Source organism: Hyphobacterium sp. CCMP332 (genome assembly GCF_014323565.1).
In the GTDB taxonomy this organism is placed as follows: domain Bacteria; phylum Pseudomonadota; class Alphaproteobacteria; order Caulobacterales; family Maricaulaceae; genus Hyphobacterium.
The window spans coordinates 1192289-1207728 of the sequence record NZ_CP058669.1; the positions used below are offsets into that span (position 1 = coordinate 1192289).

18 protein-coding genes are annotated in these 15440 nt (G+C 59.8%); 4 read left to right on the forward strand and 14 right to left on the reverse strand.

The window, feature by feature from the left end:
* The 9 genes from HXX25_RS05930 to HXX25_RS05970 all read right to left on the reverse strand — a co-directional run bounded on the left by HXX25_RS05930 (position 1) and on the right by HXX25_RS05970 (position 9058).
* Positions 1-438, reverse strand: a complete 438-nt coding sequence (locus tag HXX25_RS05930) for a DUF1489 family protein (protein WP_187167569.1) — start codon at positions 436-438, stop codon at positions 1-3.
* Between the two features lie 37 nt (positions 439-475).
* Positions 476-1201 carry a hypothetical protein gene (locus HXX25_RS05935; RefSeq protein ID WP_187167570.1) on the reverse strand — a complete coding sequence of 242 codons (726 nt, stop codon included), beginning with the start codon at positions 1199-1201 and terminating at the stop codon, positions 476-478.
* 74 nt (positions 1202-1275) lie between these two features.
* Positions 1276-2226: a hypothetical protein gene (locus tag HXX25_RS05940; RefSeq protein WP_187167571.1), complete on the reverse strand. Its 951-nt coding sequence runs from the start codon at positions 2224-2226 to the stop codon at positions 1276-1278.
* A gap of 146 nt (positions 2227-2372) precedes the next feature.
* Positions 2373-4328: an acetyl/propionyl/methylcrotonyl-CoA carboxylase subunit alpha gene (locus HXX25_RS05945; protein WP_187167572.1), complete on the reverse strand. Its 1956-nt coding sequence runs from the start codon at positions 4326-4328 to the stop codon at positions 2373-2375.
* 3 nt (positions 4329-4331) lie between these two features.
* Entirely contained in the window at positions 4332-5129 is a 798-nt protein-coding gene (locus tag HXX25_RS05950) for a DUF817 domain-containing protein (RefSeq protein WP_187167573.1), read from the reverse strand.
* A gap of 72 nt (positions 5130-5201) precedes the next feature.
* Positions 5202-5999, reverse strand: a complete 798-nt coding sequence (locus tag HXX25_RS05955) for an enoyl-CoA hydratase-related protein (RefSeq protein WP_187167574.1) — start codon at positions 5997-5999, stop codon at positions 5202-5204.
* 233 nt (positions 6000-6232) lie between these two features.
* The gene (locus HXX25_RS05960; RefSeq protein ID WP_187167575.1) at positions 6233-6625 is read right to left on the reverse strand and encodes a hypothetical protein; all 393 of its coding nucleotides are present in this window, start codon (positions 6623-6625) and stop codon (positions 6233-6235) included.
* A 153-nt stretch (positions 6626-6778) separates the two neighbouring features.
* Positions 6779-7339: a heme-binding protein gene (locus tag HXX25_RS05965; protein WP_233346918.1), complete on the reverse strand. Its 561-nt coding sequence runs from the start codon at positions 7337-7339 to the stop codon at positions 6779-6781.
* A gap of 111 nt (positions 7340-7450) precedes the next feature.
* Entirely contained in the window at positions 7451-9058 is a 1608-nt protein-coding gene (locus HXX25_RS05970; protein ID WP_187167577.1) for a carboxyl transferase domain-containing protein, read from the reverse strand.
* A 122-nt stretch (positions 9059-9180) separates the two neighbouring features.
* Between HXX25_RS05970 and HXX25_RS05975 the strand changes: the two genes are divergently transcribed.
* The 4 genes from HXX25_RS05975 (at position 9181) to HXX25_RS05990 (ending at position 13031) form a co-directional block, all read left to right on the forward strand.
* Positions 9181-9984 carry a DUF5694 domain-containing protein gene (locus tag HXX25_RS05975; RefSeq protein ID WP_187167578.1) on the forward strand — a complete coding sequence of 268 codons (804 nt, stop codon included), beginning with the start codon at positions 9181-9183 and terminating at the stop codon, positions 9982-9984.
* A gap of 61 nt (positions 9985-10045) precedes the next feature.
* Complete coding sequence (locus tag HXX25_RS05980; protein WP_187167579.1) at positions 10046-10882, forward strand: enoyl-CoA hydratase-related protein; 837 nt, start codon at positions 10046-10048, stop codon at positions 10880-10882.
* 104 nt (positions 10883-10986) lie between these two features.
* Positions 10987-11241: a hypothetical protein gene (locus HXX25_RS05985; RefSeq protein WP_187167580.1), complete on the forward strand. Its 255-nt coding sequence runs from the start codon at positions 10987-10989 to the stop codon at positions 11239-11241.
* 59 nt (positions 11242-11300) lie between these two features.
* Complete coding sequence (locus HXX25_RS05990; protein ID WP_187167581.1) at positions 11301-13031, forward strand: patatin-like phospholipase family protein; 1731 nt, start codon at positions 11301-11303, stop codon at positions 13029-13031.
* Positions 13032-13033: 2 nt separating this feature from the next.
* Here the strand turns inward: HXX25_RS05990 and HXX25_RS05995 are convergent, their stop codons facing one another.
* From HXX25_RS05995 to HXX25_RS14140, 5 genes are all read right to left on the reverse strand, one after another.
* Positions 13034-13753 carry a flavodoxin family protein gene (locus HXX25_RS05995; RefSeq protein WP_187167582.1) on the reverse strand — a complete coding sequence of 240 codons (720 nt, stop codon included), beginning with the start codon at positions 13751-13753 and terminating at the stop codon, positions 13034-13036.
* Entirely contained in the window at positions 13750-14214 is a 465-nt protein-coding gene (locus tag HXX25_RS06000) for a hypothetical protein (RefSeq protein WP_187167583.1), read from the reverse strand. Before HXX25_RS06000 ends, HXX25_RS05995 begins: the two co-directional genes overlap by 4 nt.
* Before the next feature lie 81 nt (positions 14215-14295).
* On the reverse strand, positions 14296-14664 hold the full coding sequence (locus HXX25_RS06005; RefSeq protein WP_187167584.1) for a VOC family protein: 369 nt from the start codon (positions 14662-14664) through the stop codon (positions 14296-14298).
* A 59-nt stretch (positions 14665-14723) separates the two neighbouring features.
* Complete coding sequence (locus HXX25_RS14135) at positions 14724-15149, reverse strand: acyl-CoA dehydrogenase family protein (RefSeq protein WP_304607842.1); 426 nt, start codon at positions 15147-15149, stop codon at positions 14724-14726.
* 84 nt (positions 15150-15233) lie between these two features.
* Positions 15234-15407 carry an acyl-CoA dehydrogenase family protein gene (locus tag HXX25_RS14140; RefSeq protein ID WP_304607843.1) on the reverse strand — a complete coding sequence of 58 codons (174 nt, stop codon included), beginning with the start codon at positions 15405-15407 and terminating at the stop codon, positions 15234-15236.
* Positions 15408-15440 lie beyond the last annotated feature (33 nt).

Below are 15440 nucleotides of genomic sequence, written 5' to 3' on the forward strand. Positions count from 1 at the left end.
CTACCAGGCGCCGATCTCGATCAGCTTGCGGCGCAAATCCGGTGGCAGGCTTTCTCCCCCCGCCGCCGGATCACTGATGTCCATAGGCGCTTCCTCGGCCTTCAGATAACGCCAGCCCTGAAACGGGCGCCGTGCGGCCGGAGCGGTGCGAATGATCTCCGGATCCATCACGATGGCGCAGCGGCGAATACCATCCTCGCCCATCACCTCATCCAGCGACACAATGCGCTGGCGGCACTGGATGACCCGTTTGATCACCCAGTAAAGCGACCCGCCATCCAGCAGCTTCCCGGCCTGTTTGGGAAACATCCGCGTGACATGCACAGAATGGAGCGGCTCGCCCCGCGCAGCCTGCTCTTTCGAGCGGCGGGCACGATAGGCTTCCAGATCTTCGACGCTGTCGATGCCCACGCAGAATTTGAGGAGATGCAAGGTCATGGCATGAGAGCTAGGACGTTTCTCCTAACCCGCCAAGTCACGGCTCGACATATTCCACATCGGAGAAGTCAAAGCGCACATTTTGCTGCTGCCGCTGGAACAGAGCGCTGACATCGACAACGGTCGACATGGAGGTCATCACCGGCGCCGGAAGCCCTTCAAAGCGCTGAAAATCCATGACCATTTCAAATTCATGGACGCGCGCCGCCGGATTGGGCTTGAAGCTCACCGGGGCGAAAATGCGAATGCGCTCAATATGACCCGCCGTCGCCACTGATAATTCGCCCGACAAATGTTCTGCCATGGAATCGGCCTCGTCCGAGTCGGGGTCGAGATCGGGGCTGAACGAGTATCCACCACCGGATGTCCGCTCCACACTTCCGGTAATCATGCGCGCGGTTTCCGCCGTAAAGAACAGGCCCCCGCCACTGCCTAACGAGATCGACCGGCCATTGTCCCCGTCGTCGTCATCATCCGGCGTATTCATATCGACCCACATATCGGCCAGCTCTCCGGAAAGGGAATCCGGACTCGCAGGCGATATCAGCGTCCATTCCTCACCATCGGCCTGCGCGCCATCGAAACGCAATTCCATGGCGTCGTCATTCATCGAGACGCGCATATTGAACCGCCAGACGGCATCATCCGGGGCGTCATACCCCAGCGTCAGCGCGTCGGCCAAAGGCTGTGGATAGGTGGAAGTGTCGGAAAACGCGGTGGCGGATACGATCAGCGCAGCCGCAGCGGCAGCAATAATTCTCATGCAAAAATCCCTTTGCCCGTCAGATGCCCCGCCGCGCAAAGGGATAGCCTTGCCATGATCATTTCGCCAGAATTTTATGCCGCGCGATCGCGAAACCCGGTCGGCGAACCGGCATCGATGTCGAATGTGGTTTCACTCTTGGGCATGGGCTTGGTGTGCCGCCAGATTTTCTTGGCCATCTTGGAAAAGACCAGCTTCATATAGGCGCCGGGCCCGGCCGCTTCGGTCGATTTCGGGTCCATGCCGAACCGGCGGCGCAATACGCCATTGGCGTGAAGCACACCGTTCTTCAGCAGGGATTCCGGCGTCACGATTTCCATCGTCACCGAAACATTCATGCCCGACAGATTCTGAACCCGGTGCGGACCGTGAAGCGGCCAGCTGGTAAACATGCCCGGCACCAGATCAACGGCTTCACACTCATCATCCCAGCTGGATTCAAACGGAAGATCCTCGGTCTGCTCCAGGTGCAGGATGGCTTCCATGCGCTCATCCGTCAGGAAGGGAGCGGCCGCCGGATAGATGCGAATGCGCTTCTTGCCGCGGACATGCCAGAGAATGGTTTCGGAGACATCGGAGTGGATGAAGACCTGCGCGGTCGGCGAGGAAATCAGGATTCCGCTCTCGGCGTTCAACGTCTTGTAGCCCGGATTGAGGCGCTTCATATCGGCCATCATCTGGTCGAAAAGCGGCCGATAGACCGGATCCACACACATCGCTTCACGAAGATTGATCCAGAGCTTTCCGGCGCGGACCGCTTCCAGCATTTCCATGCCGGACAGATCGCCCGGATCTCCCGCACGCCAGCTATCGGCGCCCTCGTCCAGATCCCCCATCGTGCAGAAATCCGTCAGCTCGCGGGGGTGCCGCTCGATCAGCGCCGCCAGCGCCTCATCGGAAAATTCGTCGCGTGTGTGCAAATCGTGCTGACCCACGACAACCTTTTTGCGGAATCCGGATCGGGCATCATTGCCCCAATCCGTGACAACATGCTGCGTTTTCCGGGTTTCGCCTGTACCGTTCATGGCCATCTCCATCATTCCCCTCTGACGAGAGCAAGGATCGGGCCAGCTTGCCCATATTAGACATCGTCACCCTCCGACTTGATCGGAGGGCCTCTTCTAGGGCGAGGTCGTCCGGTCAAGCCGGACGATGACGCATCGATTGAAAATCAGGCCGCCGCTTCGTCTTCCTCGGCCATCGTCACCAGCGCATCGCCCTCACCGACCTGATCGCCGGCGGCAATGGACACGCTCGCAATCACACCGTCGCGCGGCGCGGCCAGTGCGTGCTCCATCTTCATGGCTTCCAGAACGAGCAGCTTCTGCCCCTTGGTGACGGTATCGCCCTCGGCAACGTTTAGCGACAACACCTTGCCGGGCATGGGCGCTTTCACAAGGCCCCCGGCATCGGCACCATCGGCGGCGGCATCGGGGCGCGGCAGGCTGAACCGGCTCGCGCGGCCATCAGAAAAGACGATGACGCTTTCGGCTTCTGTCACGATCCGGCCTGACGTCGCCATGCCATCGAGGATAAAGGTATCTTCGCCCAGCCGGGCGCTGAGGGTTCGCCCTTTGACAGGGGCTGCGCTCAAAGCGACATCGAGGGTATCGCCTTCATATTCCAGGCGTATCCGGATTTTCGTATCGGCATTCGCGCGAAATCCGTCTTTCAAAGCCCAGGGATCATTGGAATTGGCTACCTGATCGCGTTCCAGAAAGGCGCGCGCCGCAAGGGCGGCATCACGCTTCGGCGCGCCGGCAGGAATAAGCGTTTCTGCCTTCTCCGCAATCAGGCCGGTCGAGAGCCGTGCCGCCTGAAAATCATCATCGCGCAGACAATTGCCGAGAAATCCGCCATTGGTTTTCACCGGATAGACCCGCGTGGCGGCCAATGCGGCCAATGACCGCTCGATGGCTGCATCCCTGTTGGCGCCGAATGCGATGATTTTTGCGATCATCGGGTCGTAATGCATCGAGACCTCGCCGCCCTGCTCGACCCCGCTATCGACGCGCACACCGTCTATGCCGCGCGGCAGATCGAGAATATCCAGACGCCCGATGCTCGGCAGGAAACCGTTCGATGGATCCTCGGCATAGAGCCGCGCCTCGATGGCATGGCCCTTCAGGCGGATTTCATCCTGTTCCGGCACCGAGCCGCCCGCGGCGACCCGTAGCTGAAGCTCGACCAGATCCAGCCCCGTCACCAATTCGGTGACCGGATGCTCCACCTGAAGCCGCGTATTCATTTCCATGAAGAAAAAGCCGTCTTCGCGCAGCGCGCCGGACCCGTCGACGATAAACTCCACCGTTCCCGCGCCCTCATAATTGACGGCCTTGGCGGCCTGCACGGCCGCGGAACACATGGCGGCGCGGACATTCGGCGTCATGCCGGGTGCTGGCGCTTCCTCGATCACTTTCTGGTGACGGCGTTGCAGCGAGCAATCCCGCTCGAACAGATGGATAACGCGGCCCCGGCTGTCGCCAAAAACCTGCACCTCGATATGACGCGGATTCTCGATGAATTTCTCGATCAGCACTTCATCATTGCCAAAAGAGGATTTCGCCTCCCGCTTGCAGCTATCCAGCAAATCCAGAAAGTCAGTGGAGGCCTCGACCTTGCGCATCCCCTTGCCGCCCCCCCCGGCCACGGCCTTGATCAGGACCGGATAGCCAATCGCATCAGCAGCATTTTTCAAATGCTCGGGATCCTGATTATCGCCGTGATAGCCGGGCGTCACCGGCACGCCAGCGTCTTCCATCAGCTTCTTGGCCCGATCCTTCAAGCCCATGGCGCGGATCGAGTCCGGCGACGGGCCGACGAATTTGATGCCCGCATCGGTGCAGGCCTGCGCAAATTCGGCATTCTCCGACAGAAAGCCATAGCCGGGATGGATGGCGTCCGCCCCGATCTGCCTGGCCGCTTCGAGGATCTTGTCCGCCCGCAGATAGCTTTCCGAACTGGGGGCCGGCCCCAGCAGAACCGCCGCGTCGGCCTCTTTGACGTGCGGTGCCTCGGCATCGGCTTCCGAATAGACAGCCACCGTGCGGATACCCATGCGCTTGGCCGTGCGCATGACCCGGCGGGCGATTTCCCCGCGATTGGCAATCAGAAGCGTTTCAAACATGTGTCAGGCCTTTCCCGCTTTTGGCGGTCCCGCGCGGTGCACCGCCGCCACGAGCACAAAACTGATGATCATCAGGAGATACCACGATCCGAGCTTTTGAATCGACACCGGGCTCCAGTCGACCCCGTCCTGATGCGGATAGGACCAGGCGCGGGCATAGGTGCCGATATTCTCGGCAAACCAGATAAACAGCGCGACCAGCAACAGCCCCACGACCATCGGCATGAAGCGGTGTTTTTCATCCGGCCGGAACCAGATGACGCACGGACCGTAAATGGCCAGCGTCGCGGCATAAAGCGCCAACCGGATATCGATCGTGAAATGATGGGTGAAGAAGTTGATATAAATCGCCAGCGCCAGAAGGCCTTGCAGCCAGAGCGGCGGGAAGCGGTCAAACCGGAATTCGAAAATGCGCCAGACCCGCGCGATATAACTGCCGACGGCGGCATACATGAAGCCGGAAAACAGCGGCACACCCAGAATCCGCAAATAAGCCTCCTCCGGATAGATCCATGAACCGGCCGAGGTTTTGAAAATCTCCATCACCGTGCCGACGATATGGAAGACGAGGATCACCCGCGCCTCCTCCCAGGTTTCCAGCCGCGTGATCAGAAACCCCGCCTGAATGGCAATCGCGGAGAGCGTCAGGAAGTCGTAACGCGGCAGAAACGCGTCATCAGGATAGAACAGGAATGTCCCGAGCAATAGCGCCACCATCGCACCGCCGAACAGGCAGGCCCACGCCTGCTTGATGCCGAAGGAAATGAATTCAAACAGGAATTGCGTGACCGGCCCGCGCACATAAGCCGTCCGCCACGCCTCCCGGCGCGCGTGCAGCCAGGCCCGCGGATTGCGAAAGACCTCCAGCGCGGATTACTCCATCCAGCTCGGCTTGCGCTTTTCAAGGAAGGCGGCAAGGCCTTCCTGCCCCTCATCGCTGGCGCGGCGATGGGCAATCCGCTTGGCCAGATCATGCATCAGGCCGTGATCGATCTTGTGCCCGGCGACATCATCGACGAGTTCCTTCGCATCGGCGACGGCGCCCGGAGCGGCGCTGAAACCCAGCTTGGCGACATATTCCGCCATATCATCCAGCTCATCGGCGGTATCGACGACATATTGAACCAGCCCGATCATATGGGCGAATTGCGCATCAAAGCCTTCGGCTGTCGCAAACAGCGCCTTTGCCCATTTCGGCCCGATAGCCCGCACGACAAAAGGTGAAATCGTCGCCGGGGTAAGGCCCAGCTTCACTTCCGAGAAGCTGAATTTTGTATCCTTGACTGCAATGGCCACATCACACGCGGCCACCAGTCCGGATCCGCCTCCCATGGCGGCACCCTTGACCAAGGCAATTGTCAGCTGCGGCAGATGGAACAGCTTGTAGAGCATGCCGGCCAGCGCCTCGGCATCCTCGATATTCTGCTCGCGGGTATAACCTGCGGCATTCTTCATCCAGTTCAGATCCCCACCGGCACAGAACGTATCGCCAGCCCCGCGCAGCATGACAATGCGGACTTCATCGGTGTTCCTGGACAGAAGGTCGAACATCTCGCTGAGCGCATTGATCGTTTCGCGGTCGAACGCATTTTTCTTGTCAGGCCGGTTGATCGTGATAACCGCCAGCTCACCGGGGGTGACATCCAGCAGTACGGGTTGTGGGTCGGACATGCGCAAACTCCAATTCAGCTTCGTCTTCGTCTAGCGCGTCTCGCGATAAAAGAAAAACGGCGAATTGTCCGGATCATAGAGGCCGGATTGGCAAATACCGCACGCTTTTATCCAGAGACGCAGTTGGCGTCTTGGGCGTGACCGGCAAAACTGGATCGGATGATGAAGCCCCCGCAAAGAAAAAGCCGCCGACCCGGAGGTCAGCGGCTTTCCATTCCGGTTTTTCCGCGATGTCAGTCGCCGCGGAAAATCATACCCTTGATCCCACCCAGGATCAGGATGCCAATGAAATAGGCGATGGCGAGTGCGCCCGCATACAGCCAGTAATTCATTTCCGTCAGATTGGCCGTGACCATTCCGAAATCGAAACCGTCCATCCCGCCCCCGCGGACCATCGGCATGACAATGTCCACAATCAGGTGGATGATGGTCGCGACGATTGTGAAGATCAGAATGGCACCGGCCGACCGGAGCAGAATCGCCATGACCAGGGCGATAACGCCGAACTGGATCGCCAGAGGCATCCAGTTCACCACTTCACCATTGCCGGCATAGGTCAGAAGGCCAGGCTCAAAAAACGCGTAACCCTGGTCAAACCAGCCGCGTGCAGTGTCCAAAAATTCCATGGCGTTATTCCCCTCGGTTTCGCCCACGCGCCCATATACTACCCCAGAAAGAGCGCATTGTTAAAACATTCTTAGGAAAAACCGGCCGCTGGCAACCCCACTCGCGTGACAGGCGAAGGAATTCTGCTCAACCACCGGGGCCTGATTCCTCGATTATCGGGCAGAAACGGGTATCTGGACTTCATGCCGGCGGAACGGAATCGGCGTCCAGGGCGGGCTGTAGGACGCATAAACCGGCTCGCCCGTCACTTCATAGCCATTGGCAGCAATCCAGGATGTCAGCTCGGCTTCATGCTGACCGATTGTTTCACTGTTGCGGCGCCCGCGGAATTTGATCACCGCCATTTGATGTGTTGGGACTTCGCGGATATTCACGGCCGGATTGTTTGGCCGGGGCAGTGTTTCCATGGTCCATTCCGCCGGCATGATAAATGCCACTGTCCAGCGATCATCGCCCGATGGTGTGGACGTCACCGGCGCGGTCATATCGATCGATTGCCCCCGGCGGGTCGTCACCGGTGCCGTCATATCAATGGACTGCCGCGGCGCATTATTGCCGAAGATGTAATCCGCAAGCGGCCGGAATCCGCGGCTCCCCGCCTCCTCGCGCGAACCACTCACCTCGACTTCAGCGACGATCATCGACGCATATTCGCGGATCTCGATATCGCCCTCGCTGCGCAGGACGGTGTGGCTCGGCTCATCAGCGGCCATGGCTTGGCCTCCCCAGAGGGAAAATATGGCAGACAGGAAAGCAAGAATGCGCATGGCGGCCTCGTATCTTTTTCATACAAGGTCGTACGCAAACGCGATCCGATTGGATGACTACATCCTGAAGACGCCGAACCTGGTATCCGGGAAGGGCGCATTCAACGCGGCGGAAAGCGATAGCGCCAGAACCCGGCGCGTATCCGCCGGCGCGATGATGCCGTCATCCCACAGCCGCGCCGTCGAGAAATAGGGCGAGCCCTCTTTTTCATAGAGGTGGCGGATCGGTTGTTTGAAGCTGTCCTCCTCCTCGGCCGACCAGTCTTCCCCCCTCGCCTCCATCCCGTCGCGCTTGACGGTGGCCAGAACGCTGGCCGCCTGCTCTCCGCCCATCACCGAGATGCGCGCATTGGGCCACATGAAGAGGAAGCGTGGGCTGTAAGCCCGTCCACACATGCCGTAATTCCCGGCCCCGTAGGACCCGCCAATAATGATCGTGACCTTTGGTCCGGCAAAACAGGACACCGCTGTCACCAGCTTGGCCCCGTCCTTGGCGATGCCGCCGGCCTCGTATTTGGACCCGACCATGAAGCCGGTGATATTCTGCAGGAAAATCAGTGGAATTTTCCGCTGCGCGCACAACTCGATGAAATGCGCGCCTTTCTGGGCGCTTTCGGAAAACAATATGCCGTTATTGGCAATGATGCCGACGGGCATGCCGTGCAGGCGCGCAAAACCGCAGACCAGCGTCTCGCCATAAAGTTTCTTGAACTCGTCAAATTCCGAGCCATCGACGATACGGGCGATCACTTCGCGCGCATCATAGGGCGTTCGAAGGTCGGTCGGCACGACGCCGTTCAACTCGTCCGGATCATAGGCCGGCTCGACAGGCTCGGACACATCCTGCGCCGAGGTCTTGGTCGTATTCAGCGTGCCAACGATCCGCCGCGCCAGGAACAGCGCATGCTCGTCATCCATGGCGTAATGATCGGCCACGCCGGACTGACGCGCATGCACATCCGCACCGCCGAGATCCTCTGCCGAGATCACCTCGCCCGTCGCTGCCTTCACCAGCGGCGGGCCGCCGAGAAAAATCGTGCCCTGCTTGCGAACAATGATGGTCTCGTCCGACATGGCCGGTACATAGGCGCCGCCCGCCGTACACGAACCCATCACCGAAGCGATCTGCGGAATACCCGCCGCCGACATCTGCGCCTGATTGTAGAAAATCCGGCCAAAATGCTCGCGATCGGGAAAGACTTCTGACTGGTGCGGCAGATTCGCACCGCCACTATCGACCAGATAGACGCACGGCAGGCGGTTCTGCATCGCGATTTCCTGCGCCCGCAAATGCTTCTTCACCGTCATCGGATAATAGGCACCGCCCTTGATGGTCGGATCATTGCAGACAATCATCACCTCGCGGCCCGACACGCGGCCGATACCGGCAATTATCCCGGCCCCGTGCACATTGCCCTCATACATGCCGTTAGCCGCCAGAGCACCAACTTCCAGAAACGGCGAGCCCGGATCGAGCAACCTTTCCACACGGTCACGCGGAAGCAGTTTGCCACGCGACAAATGCTTTGCGCGAGCGCGCTCCGAACCGCCTTCCGCGGCCTCGGCGGTTTTCCCGCGTAATTCCGCGACAAGGCCGAGCATGGCTTCGCGATTGGCCCTGAAGGCTTCTGAATTCGGATCGGCTGAAGATGTCAGTCGGCTCATGAAGACGCCCCGCATTGATTGACGCCAATTAAGCCGGGCGCGGGCCCGGGCGCAATGCCGGGCCTGCATCCGATCAGGGATGCAGATGCATCACACGCCCTGACGCAACACGGAGAAGACCAATGAAACGCCTTTTCATCACCGCACTGATGGCCGCGGCCCTCCCCTTTGCCGCACTCGCACAGGATGAGCGCCCGCAAGTCATGGTGCTAGGCATGTTCCACTTCACGGGCGGGGGCTCGGACTACGTCAATTCCGCGGTGGACGACTATTTCTCGCCTCAAAGACAGGCAGAAATTGACGCCCTTGTCGTACAACTGGCAGAGTTCAATCCGACCAAGATTGTCGTGGAACTCACACCGGACGGCGAAGACCATTTCAACGAAAGCTATCAAGCCTATCTTGGTGGAAACCACGAACTCACCGTGAATGAGCGCCAGCAGATCGGCATGCGACTGGCAGCCCGCCTCGGGCATGAACGGCTCTATGCCGCTGACTATTCCATTGGCATGGATTTTGACGCCATGATGGGAGCTGCTGCGGAAAACGGCCAAACTCATCTCTCAGATCGCCTTCCGCAGTTGATGGGGGAAATACAGACGCTCGATGAAAGCCTGAATCAGGCCGGCATTTCAATCGGCGAACGCTTGCGGGTCTATAACACAGCTGAATTCCTAGCGGCACATAATGTCTATCTGACGCTGGCCCAGATGGGATCCGTCGAAAACCCGGCGGGTGCCAACGAAATGGCGGGCTGGTGGGGCCGCAACCTCCATACCTTTGCGCAAATCGCCCAGCTCTCCGAGCCCGGCGACCGGATCCTAGTCATCTACGGCTCCGGCCACAAATTTCTGCTGGATCAGTTCTTCCAGGATGCCGCCGAATTTGAATGGGTCGATGCTCTGAATTATCTGCCGACGGAATAAGCCCCTTGCGCTTCACGCCGCTTGGCGAAAGGCTCCCGGTGAAACATCGGGAGCCTTTTTCATGACCTATTCCAGCTTTGCCGTCACACAGGACGGGCCGATCGCAAGAATCACCCTGAACCGGCCGGACAAGCGCAACTCCATGACACCGGAATTCTGGGCAGAACTGCCCGATGCCGTAGGGAAACTGTCCGATGAGGGACAAACCCGCGTCCTGATTCTGGAGGCTGAAGGCCCGGTCTTTACCGCCGGCATGGATATTTCGGTCTTCACCAACCCCAACGCGCTAGCGACCGGCACCTCTTCGCATCGCGAAGCCTTCATGACGGCAGCGTTGGCCTTGCAGGACAGTTTTACCGCTTTCGAGACCGCACGCTTCCCGGTGATCGCCAGTATGCAGGGCCCTTGCGTCGGCGGCGGCGTTGACATGATCTGCGCCTGTGATCTGCGTTTTGGCACAAGGGACGCCTGGCTCCGGATCGAGGAAACCAATATCGGCATGTTTGCCGATGTCGGCACATTGCAGCGCCTGCCCAAGCTGATCCCGGAAGGTGTGGCCCGGGAACTGGCCTATACCGGCGAGAATCTGACGCCCGAGCGCGCCGAAAAACTCGGCCTTTACAATGCGGTGCTGGAGGATGCGGAATCGCTTCGCAACCACGTGGACCGGATCGCTTCAAGTATCGCATCAAAAGCCCCGCTCACCATTTCCGGCACAAAGCGGTCCTTCCTCTATGCGCGCGATCATTCCGTCGCCGACAGCCTGCAACATGCCATGACGCTGCAGGCGGCCATGTGGAGCACCGACGATATTCGCGAAGCGATGACGGCCCGGGGCGAAAAGCGCGAAGGGAATTTCACGCCGCTGACGCCTGTCAAACGCATGGGGCGATCATGAGTTGTCAGGGCAGTTGCCATTGCGGGAATATCCAGTGGAAAACAGCGAGCCTTCCCGAATGGCTGACGAAATGTACGTGCAGTTTTTGCCGGAAAAGCGCGGCCATGTGGGGTCGCACAGATCACGAACATACCGATATCGAATACGGCACCGGAAATGTGACCCGCTATGTTCACGGCGACAAGACTCTGGCGTTCATCTCCTGTGGCGTCTGCGGCTGTACCACTCATTGGGAGAGTCTGGACCACATCAGGCCCCGCCAGCTGAAGCTGAATTTCGCAACAGCTGACGCCGCAATCCCTGATTCGATTCCGGTGCGCCTGTTCGACGGTGCCGATAGCTGGGACTATCTCGATTGACCTGCCAGCAAAAGCGAATTCATCTTGTGCGACAGGCAGGCTCCGCGCAATAAGGAGCGATGGATCTGAATCTGTCCTTTCTCGGTTTTTTTGACGACGTGGGCAAAGCCACGCTAAAAGCGGTTGAGCACGAGGTCGAATGGTTCTGCCTGCCGGCCGGGCACATGCTTTTCGCGGAGGGCGAGCCCTCGGACGCCTTCTACCTGTTGAGGTCCGGCGCTCTGGCAGCCTTCCGTGACGGCGCCATGGGGCGTCCGAATCTGCTGGGTTATATTCGCGCCGGCGAACCGGTCGGCGAAATGTCCATGCTCGAAGAGCGCCCGCATTCGGCCAGCGTTTATGCCATGCGGGACAGCGAAATAGTTCGCCTGCCAACGGCGTCATTTGAACGCCTGGCGGACAAGCACCCGTCACTGATGCGGGAATTGTCCAAAATGATGTTGCGACGGCTCAGATCCGGCCCGCAACGGGATGGGTCCGAACCCAGGGTCTTCGCACTGGTGTCGTGCTCGCCGACCATCGACCTCGATTACCGGGCGAAGGAGCTCCAGACTGCCCTCGCCCGCATCGGCGTCACCTGCGCCATTGTCGGGGATGAGGCCGCAGACTGGCAGGGCCCGAAACTGGATGCGTTCGAGCGCGATCACCACGTTGTGCTTCTGGCGGCGAAGCTGGGCGATAGCAATTGGGCCCGGCGCGCCATGGGGCGTGCGGACCGGGTCTGGCTGCTCGCGAGGGGCGATGCCCGACCCTCAACGCCGCTCTTGCCCGACGACCCCTCTCCTGCCGCGCGATTGAAACTGCTGGATGTTGTGCTGGTGCATGATGGCGGTAAAAGCCCGGCATCCCGTCCGCAGGAATGGGCAGATGCCGCAGAAGCGGCCCGGGTGTTTCACTGGCGGCAGGAACGCAATGATGACCTCGCCCGGCTTGCCCGGACGCTGGCCGGAAAATCCGTCGGTCTGGTCCTGTCGGGCGGCGGCGCGCGGGCTTATGCGCACATCGGCGCGATTGATGCCTTCCGCAAAGCCGGGATGGAATTTGATTTTATTGGCGGCGCATCCATGGGCGCCATTATTGCCGCAGGCGTGGCCCTCGAATGGAGTCAGGAGGAACTGGTCGAACGCGTGAGCGCGGCATTCGTTGCGTCCAACCCGCTGGGCGACTGGCAATTGCCGGTGATCTCCCTGTCGCGCGGGCGTCGGGTCGACGAGCGGCTGGAAGAACATTTCGGCGATGTCGAGATCTCCGACATGTCCCGGCCCTTCTTCTGTGTGTCGTCCAACCTGTCCAACGGCCGGCCCTTCATTCACCGCCGCGGGCGCTTGCGGGATGCCTTGCGTGCCTCCATTGCCATTCCCGGCATCCTTCCGCCGGTCATCGATGGCGAGAATGTGCTGGTCGACGGGGCGGTTTTCACAAACTTTCCATCCGAACAGATGAAAGCCTTCCATCGCGGCGTCAGTGCCGGCAGCGATGTGACCCGGGCCAAGGGGGTGAACCCCTCCGACTTCCGGAATCCGCCGGGCTTTTTTGGATGGGTGCGCCAGCACGGATTGAATGAATTGCCCCCGATCGCTTCGCTTCTGATGCGTTCGGCGACAGCCGGCGTGATGGTCGGCCAACATCAGGCATTCCGCGAGGCCGTCGACCTCCTGGTGCTGCCGGAGACCGAAACCGATTTGCGGCAATGGAAGCTGTTTGAGGACACCGTCGATTCCGGACGGCGTGCCGCTGAATTCGCGATGTCGGAACTCAGCCGCGACGAACTCGACGCCTTTGGGCTCTAGGGCTAGCGATATTCCGGATTGGGGTGATCGAAGCGCGCGCCATCGTCCCAGGCCTTGCGCGAATTACCGGTCGCCGGCAGGCCGCCAGCCTGTTTCAGCATTGAAGCCATGTGCATGAGATTCCAGGCCATGACGGTGGTGTTGCGCTTTGTGAACTCATTGTCGAAGCCGACATGGCCCTCGCCTTCATCCATTTCATCGCCATAGCTCGGCCCCGGCCCGGCCTCTCCGATCCAGCCGCAATCCGCCTGTGGCGGGATGGTGTAGCCGATATGTTGGAGCGCATAGAGCACACTCATGGAGACGTGCTTGATGCCATCCTCGTTTCCGGTCACAACGCAGCCGCCCGCCTTGCCGTAGAAGACATACTGGCCTTTGTCATTGGTCTGGCCGGATTGGGCGTAGAGACGCTCGATCAGCATCCGGCAGACCGAACTTTCCTCGCCGAGCCAGATCGGCGTGCCGACGACGAGGATGTCCGCAGCACTCACACGCTCCCAGAGTGCCGGCCAGTCATCGTGCTTCCAGCCCTTCTTCGTCATGTCGGGATAGACGCCAAAGGCGACATCATGATCGACAAGACGGATCAGATCCGTCGAGACGCCCTGCTTGTCCATGATGGCCTGGGCATTGGCCATCAGGATTTCGGTATGGGATGTTTCAGGTGATTTTTTCAGCGTGCAGCCGATAAACAGCGCTTTCAGCCCGGAATAATCGGTCAATTCATGCCTCCGCTATCACAGGCCACATAGTCTTCAACCCGGTCAAATTGGCGATTATCCCAACGCAGGACGCCATCCTGAGGCGTCGAAAAATGAAAGGTCCGCTCATAAGGGGCATCCATGCCGTCGCACATGCCATTCAGCTGATAAACGCCATCCGTCTCTGTCACGCCTGCAATGGTGCAGGCATCCATGCCCATAATGATGTCATAGCGGGAAATCACGATCAGCCCGTCGCCGCTGAGATTGTCTTCGCTGCAGGCTTCGATCTGTATACCCCAGCGGCCATCTATGGATCGGCCCTCCATGGCCTCTTCATCCATCGCCTCATTCGCCATTTCGTCTTGTTCGGCGGGCATGGCGGAGTCCGCATCCGCGAGCTCGACATTACCGCCCGGATCGTCGCCGGCAGAACACGCCACCAGCAGTGTGGATGCAGCGGCCAATAGGATCGCTTTCATGGTTTGCCTCCGTGACTAAACCCTCAGTCTAGCAGACAGAAGAGGATCGGCCAGTTTCCCCCGGTGAGCGGCGGCGCAAGATCAGGGCGCCTCGACCTGTTGCCACAGCTCCAGCTTCACGCCATCGCAATCGATTATCCAGGCAAATTTGCCATATCCCTCATCGGAATAGTCGAGAATGTCGAGGCCCTTGGCTTTGAGCTCTGCGATAAATGCATCGAGATCATCGACGCGGAAATTGACCATGAAAGGCTTGTCGCTGGGCTTGAAATATTCGCCTGACCCGAAGGCACCGATCAGACTGTAGGGCGCATCGCCCGTCTCTTCAGACCAGCGCAGCATCGGCCCGTATTCGCCCTCGAGGCCGAGATATTCCTTGTACCAGGCGCGCGTTACCGCCGGATCTTTCACCACATGGAATACGCCGCCCAGCCCTGTGATCTTCGCCATGATCGTCCTCCCTTCTGGGAGTAGGTTATCAAATGATCAGGGCAATGGGCAGTTCAGAATTACGCGCTCTCGTCAAACAGCTCACGGCCAATCAACCAGCGGCGGATCTCGCTTGTGCCGGCGCCAATCTCGTAGAGTTTGGCATCGCGCAACAGGCGGCCCGTCGGATATTCGTTGATATAGCCATTTCCGCCGAGAAGCTGAATCGCATCCAGCGCGCTCTGGGTGGCGGCTTCCGCAGCGAACAGAATGGCACCAGCGGCATCCTTGCGCGCTTTCTCGCCCCGGTCGCATATCTTGGCGACTTCATAGACATAGGCGCGCGACGCATTCATGCGCACATACATGTCGGCCAGCTTGCCCTGAACCAGCTGGAAGGACCCGATCTCGCGATTGAACTGCTTGCGCTCGTGCACATAGGGCAGAACGACATCCATACAGGCGGCCATGATGCCGACCGGTCCCCGCCAGCACGACGCGCTCATAATCCAGCCCGGACATCAGCACGGCACGCCCTTGCCCTCTTCGGACCCAACACATTCTCGAACGGCACTTCGCATCGTCAAAGATCAGCTCGGCGGTGTTGCTGCCGCGCATCCCCAGCTTGTCGAAATGCGGGACGTGGAGAACCCGGCCATCGCCCTTTCGATCAGGAACGCGGTGATGCCGCGTGAATTCGCGCCCGGATCGGTCTTGGCATAGACCACCAGCGTGTCGGCATCCGGCCCGTTGGTGATCCACACTTGTTCGACCCGTTCAGACGTAGTGATCGCCCT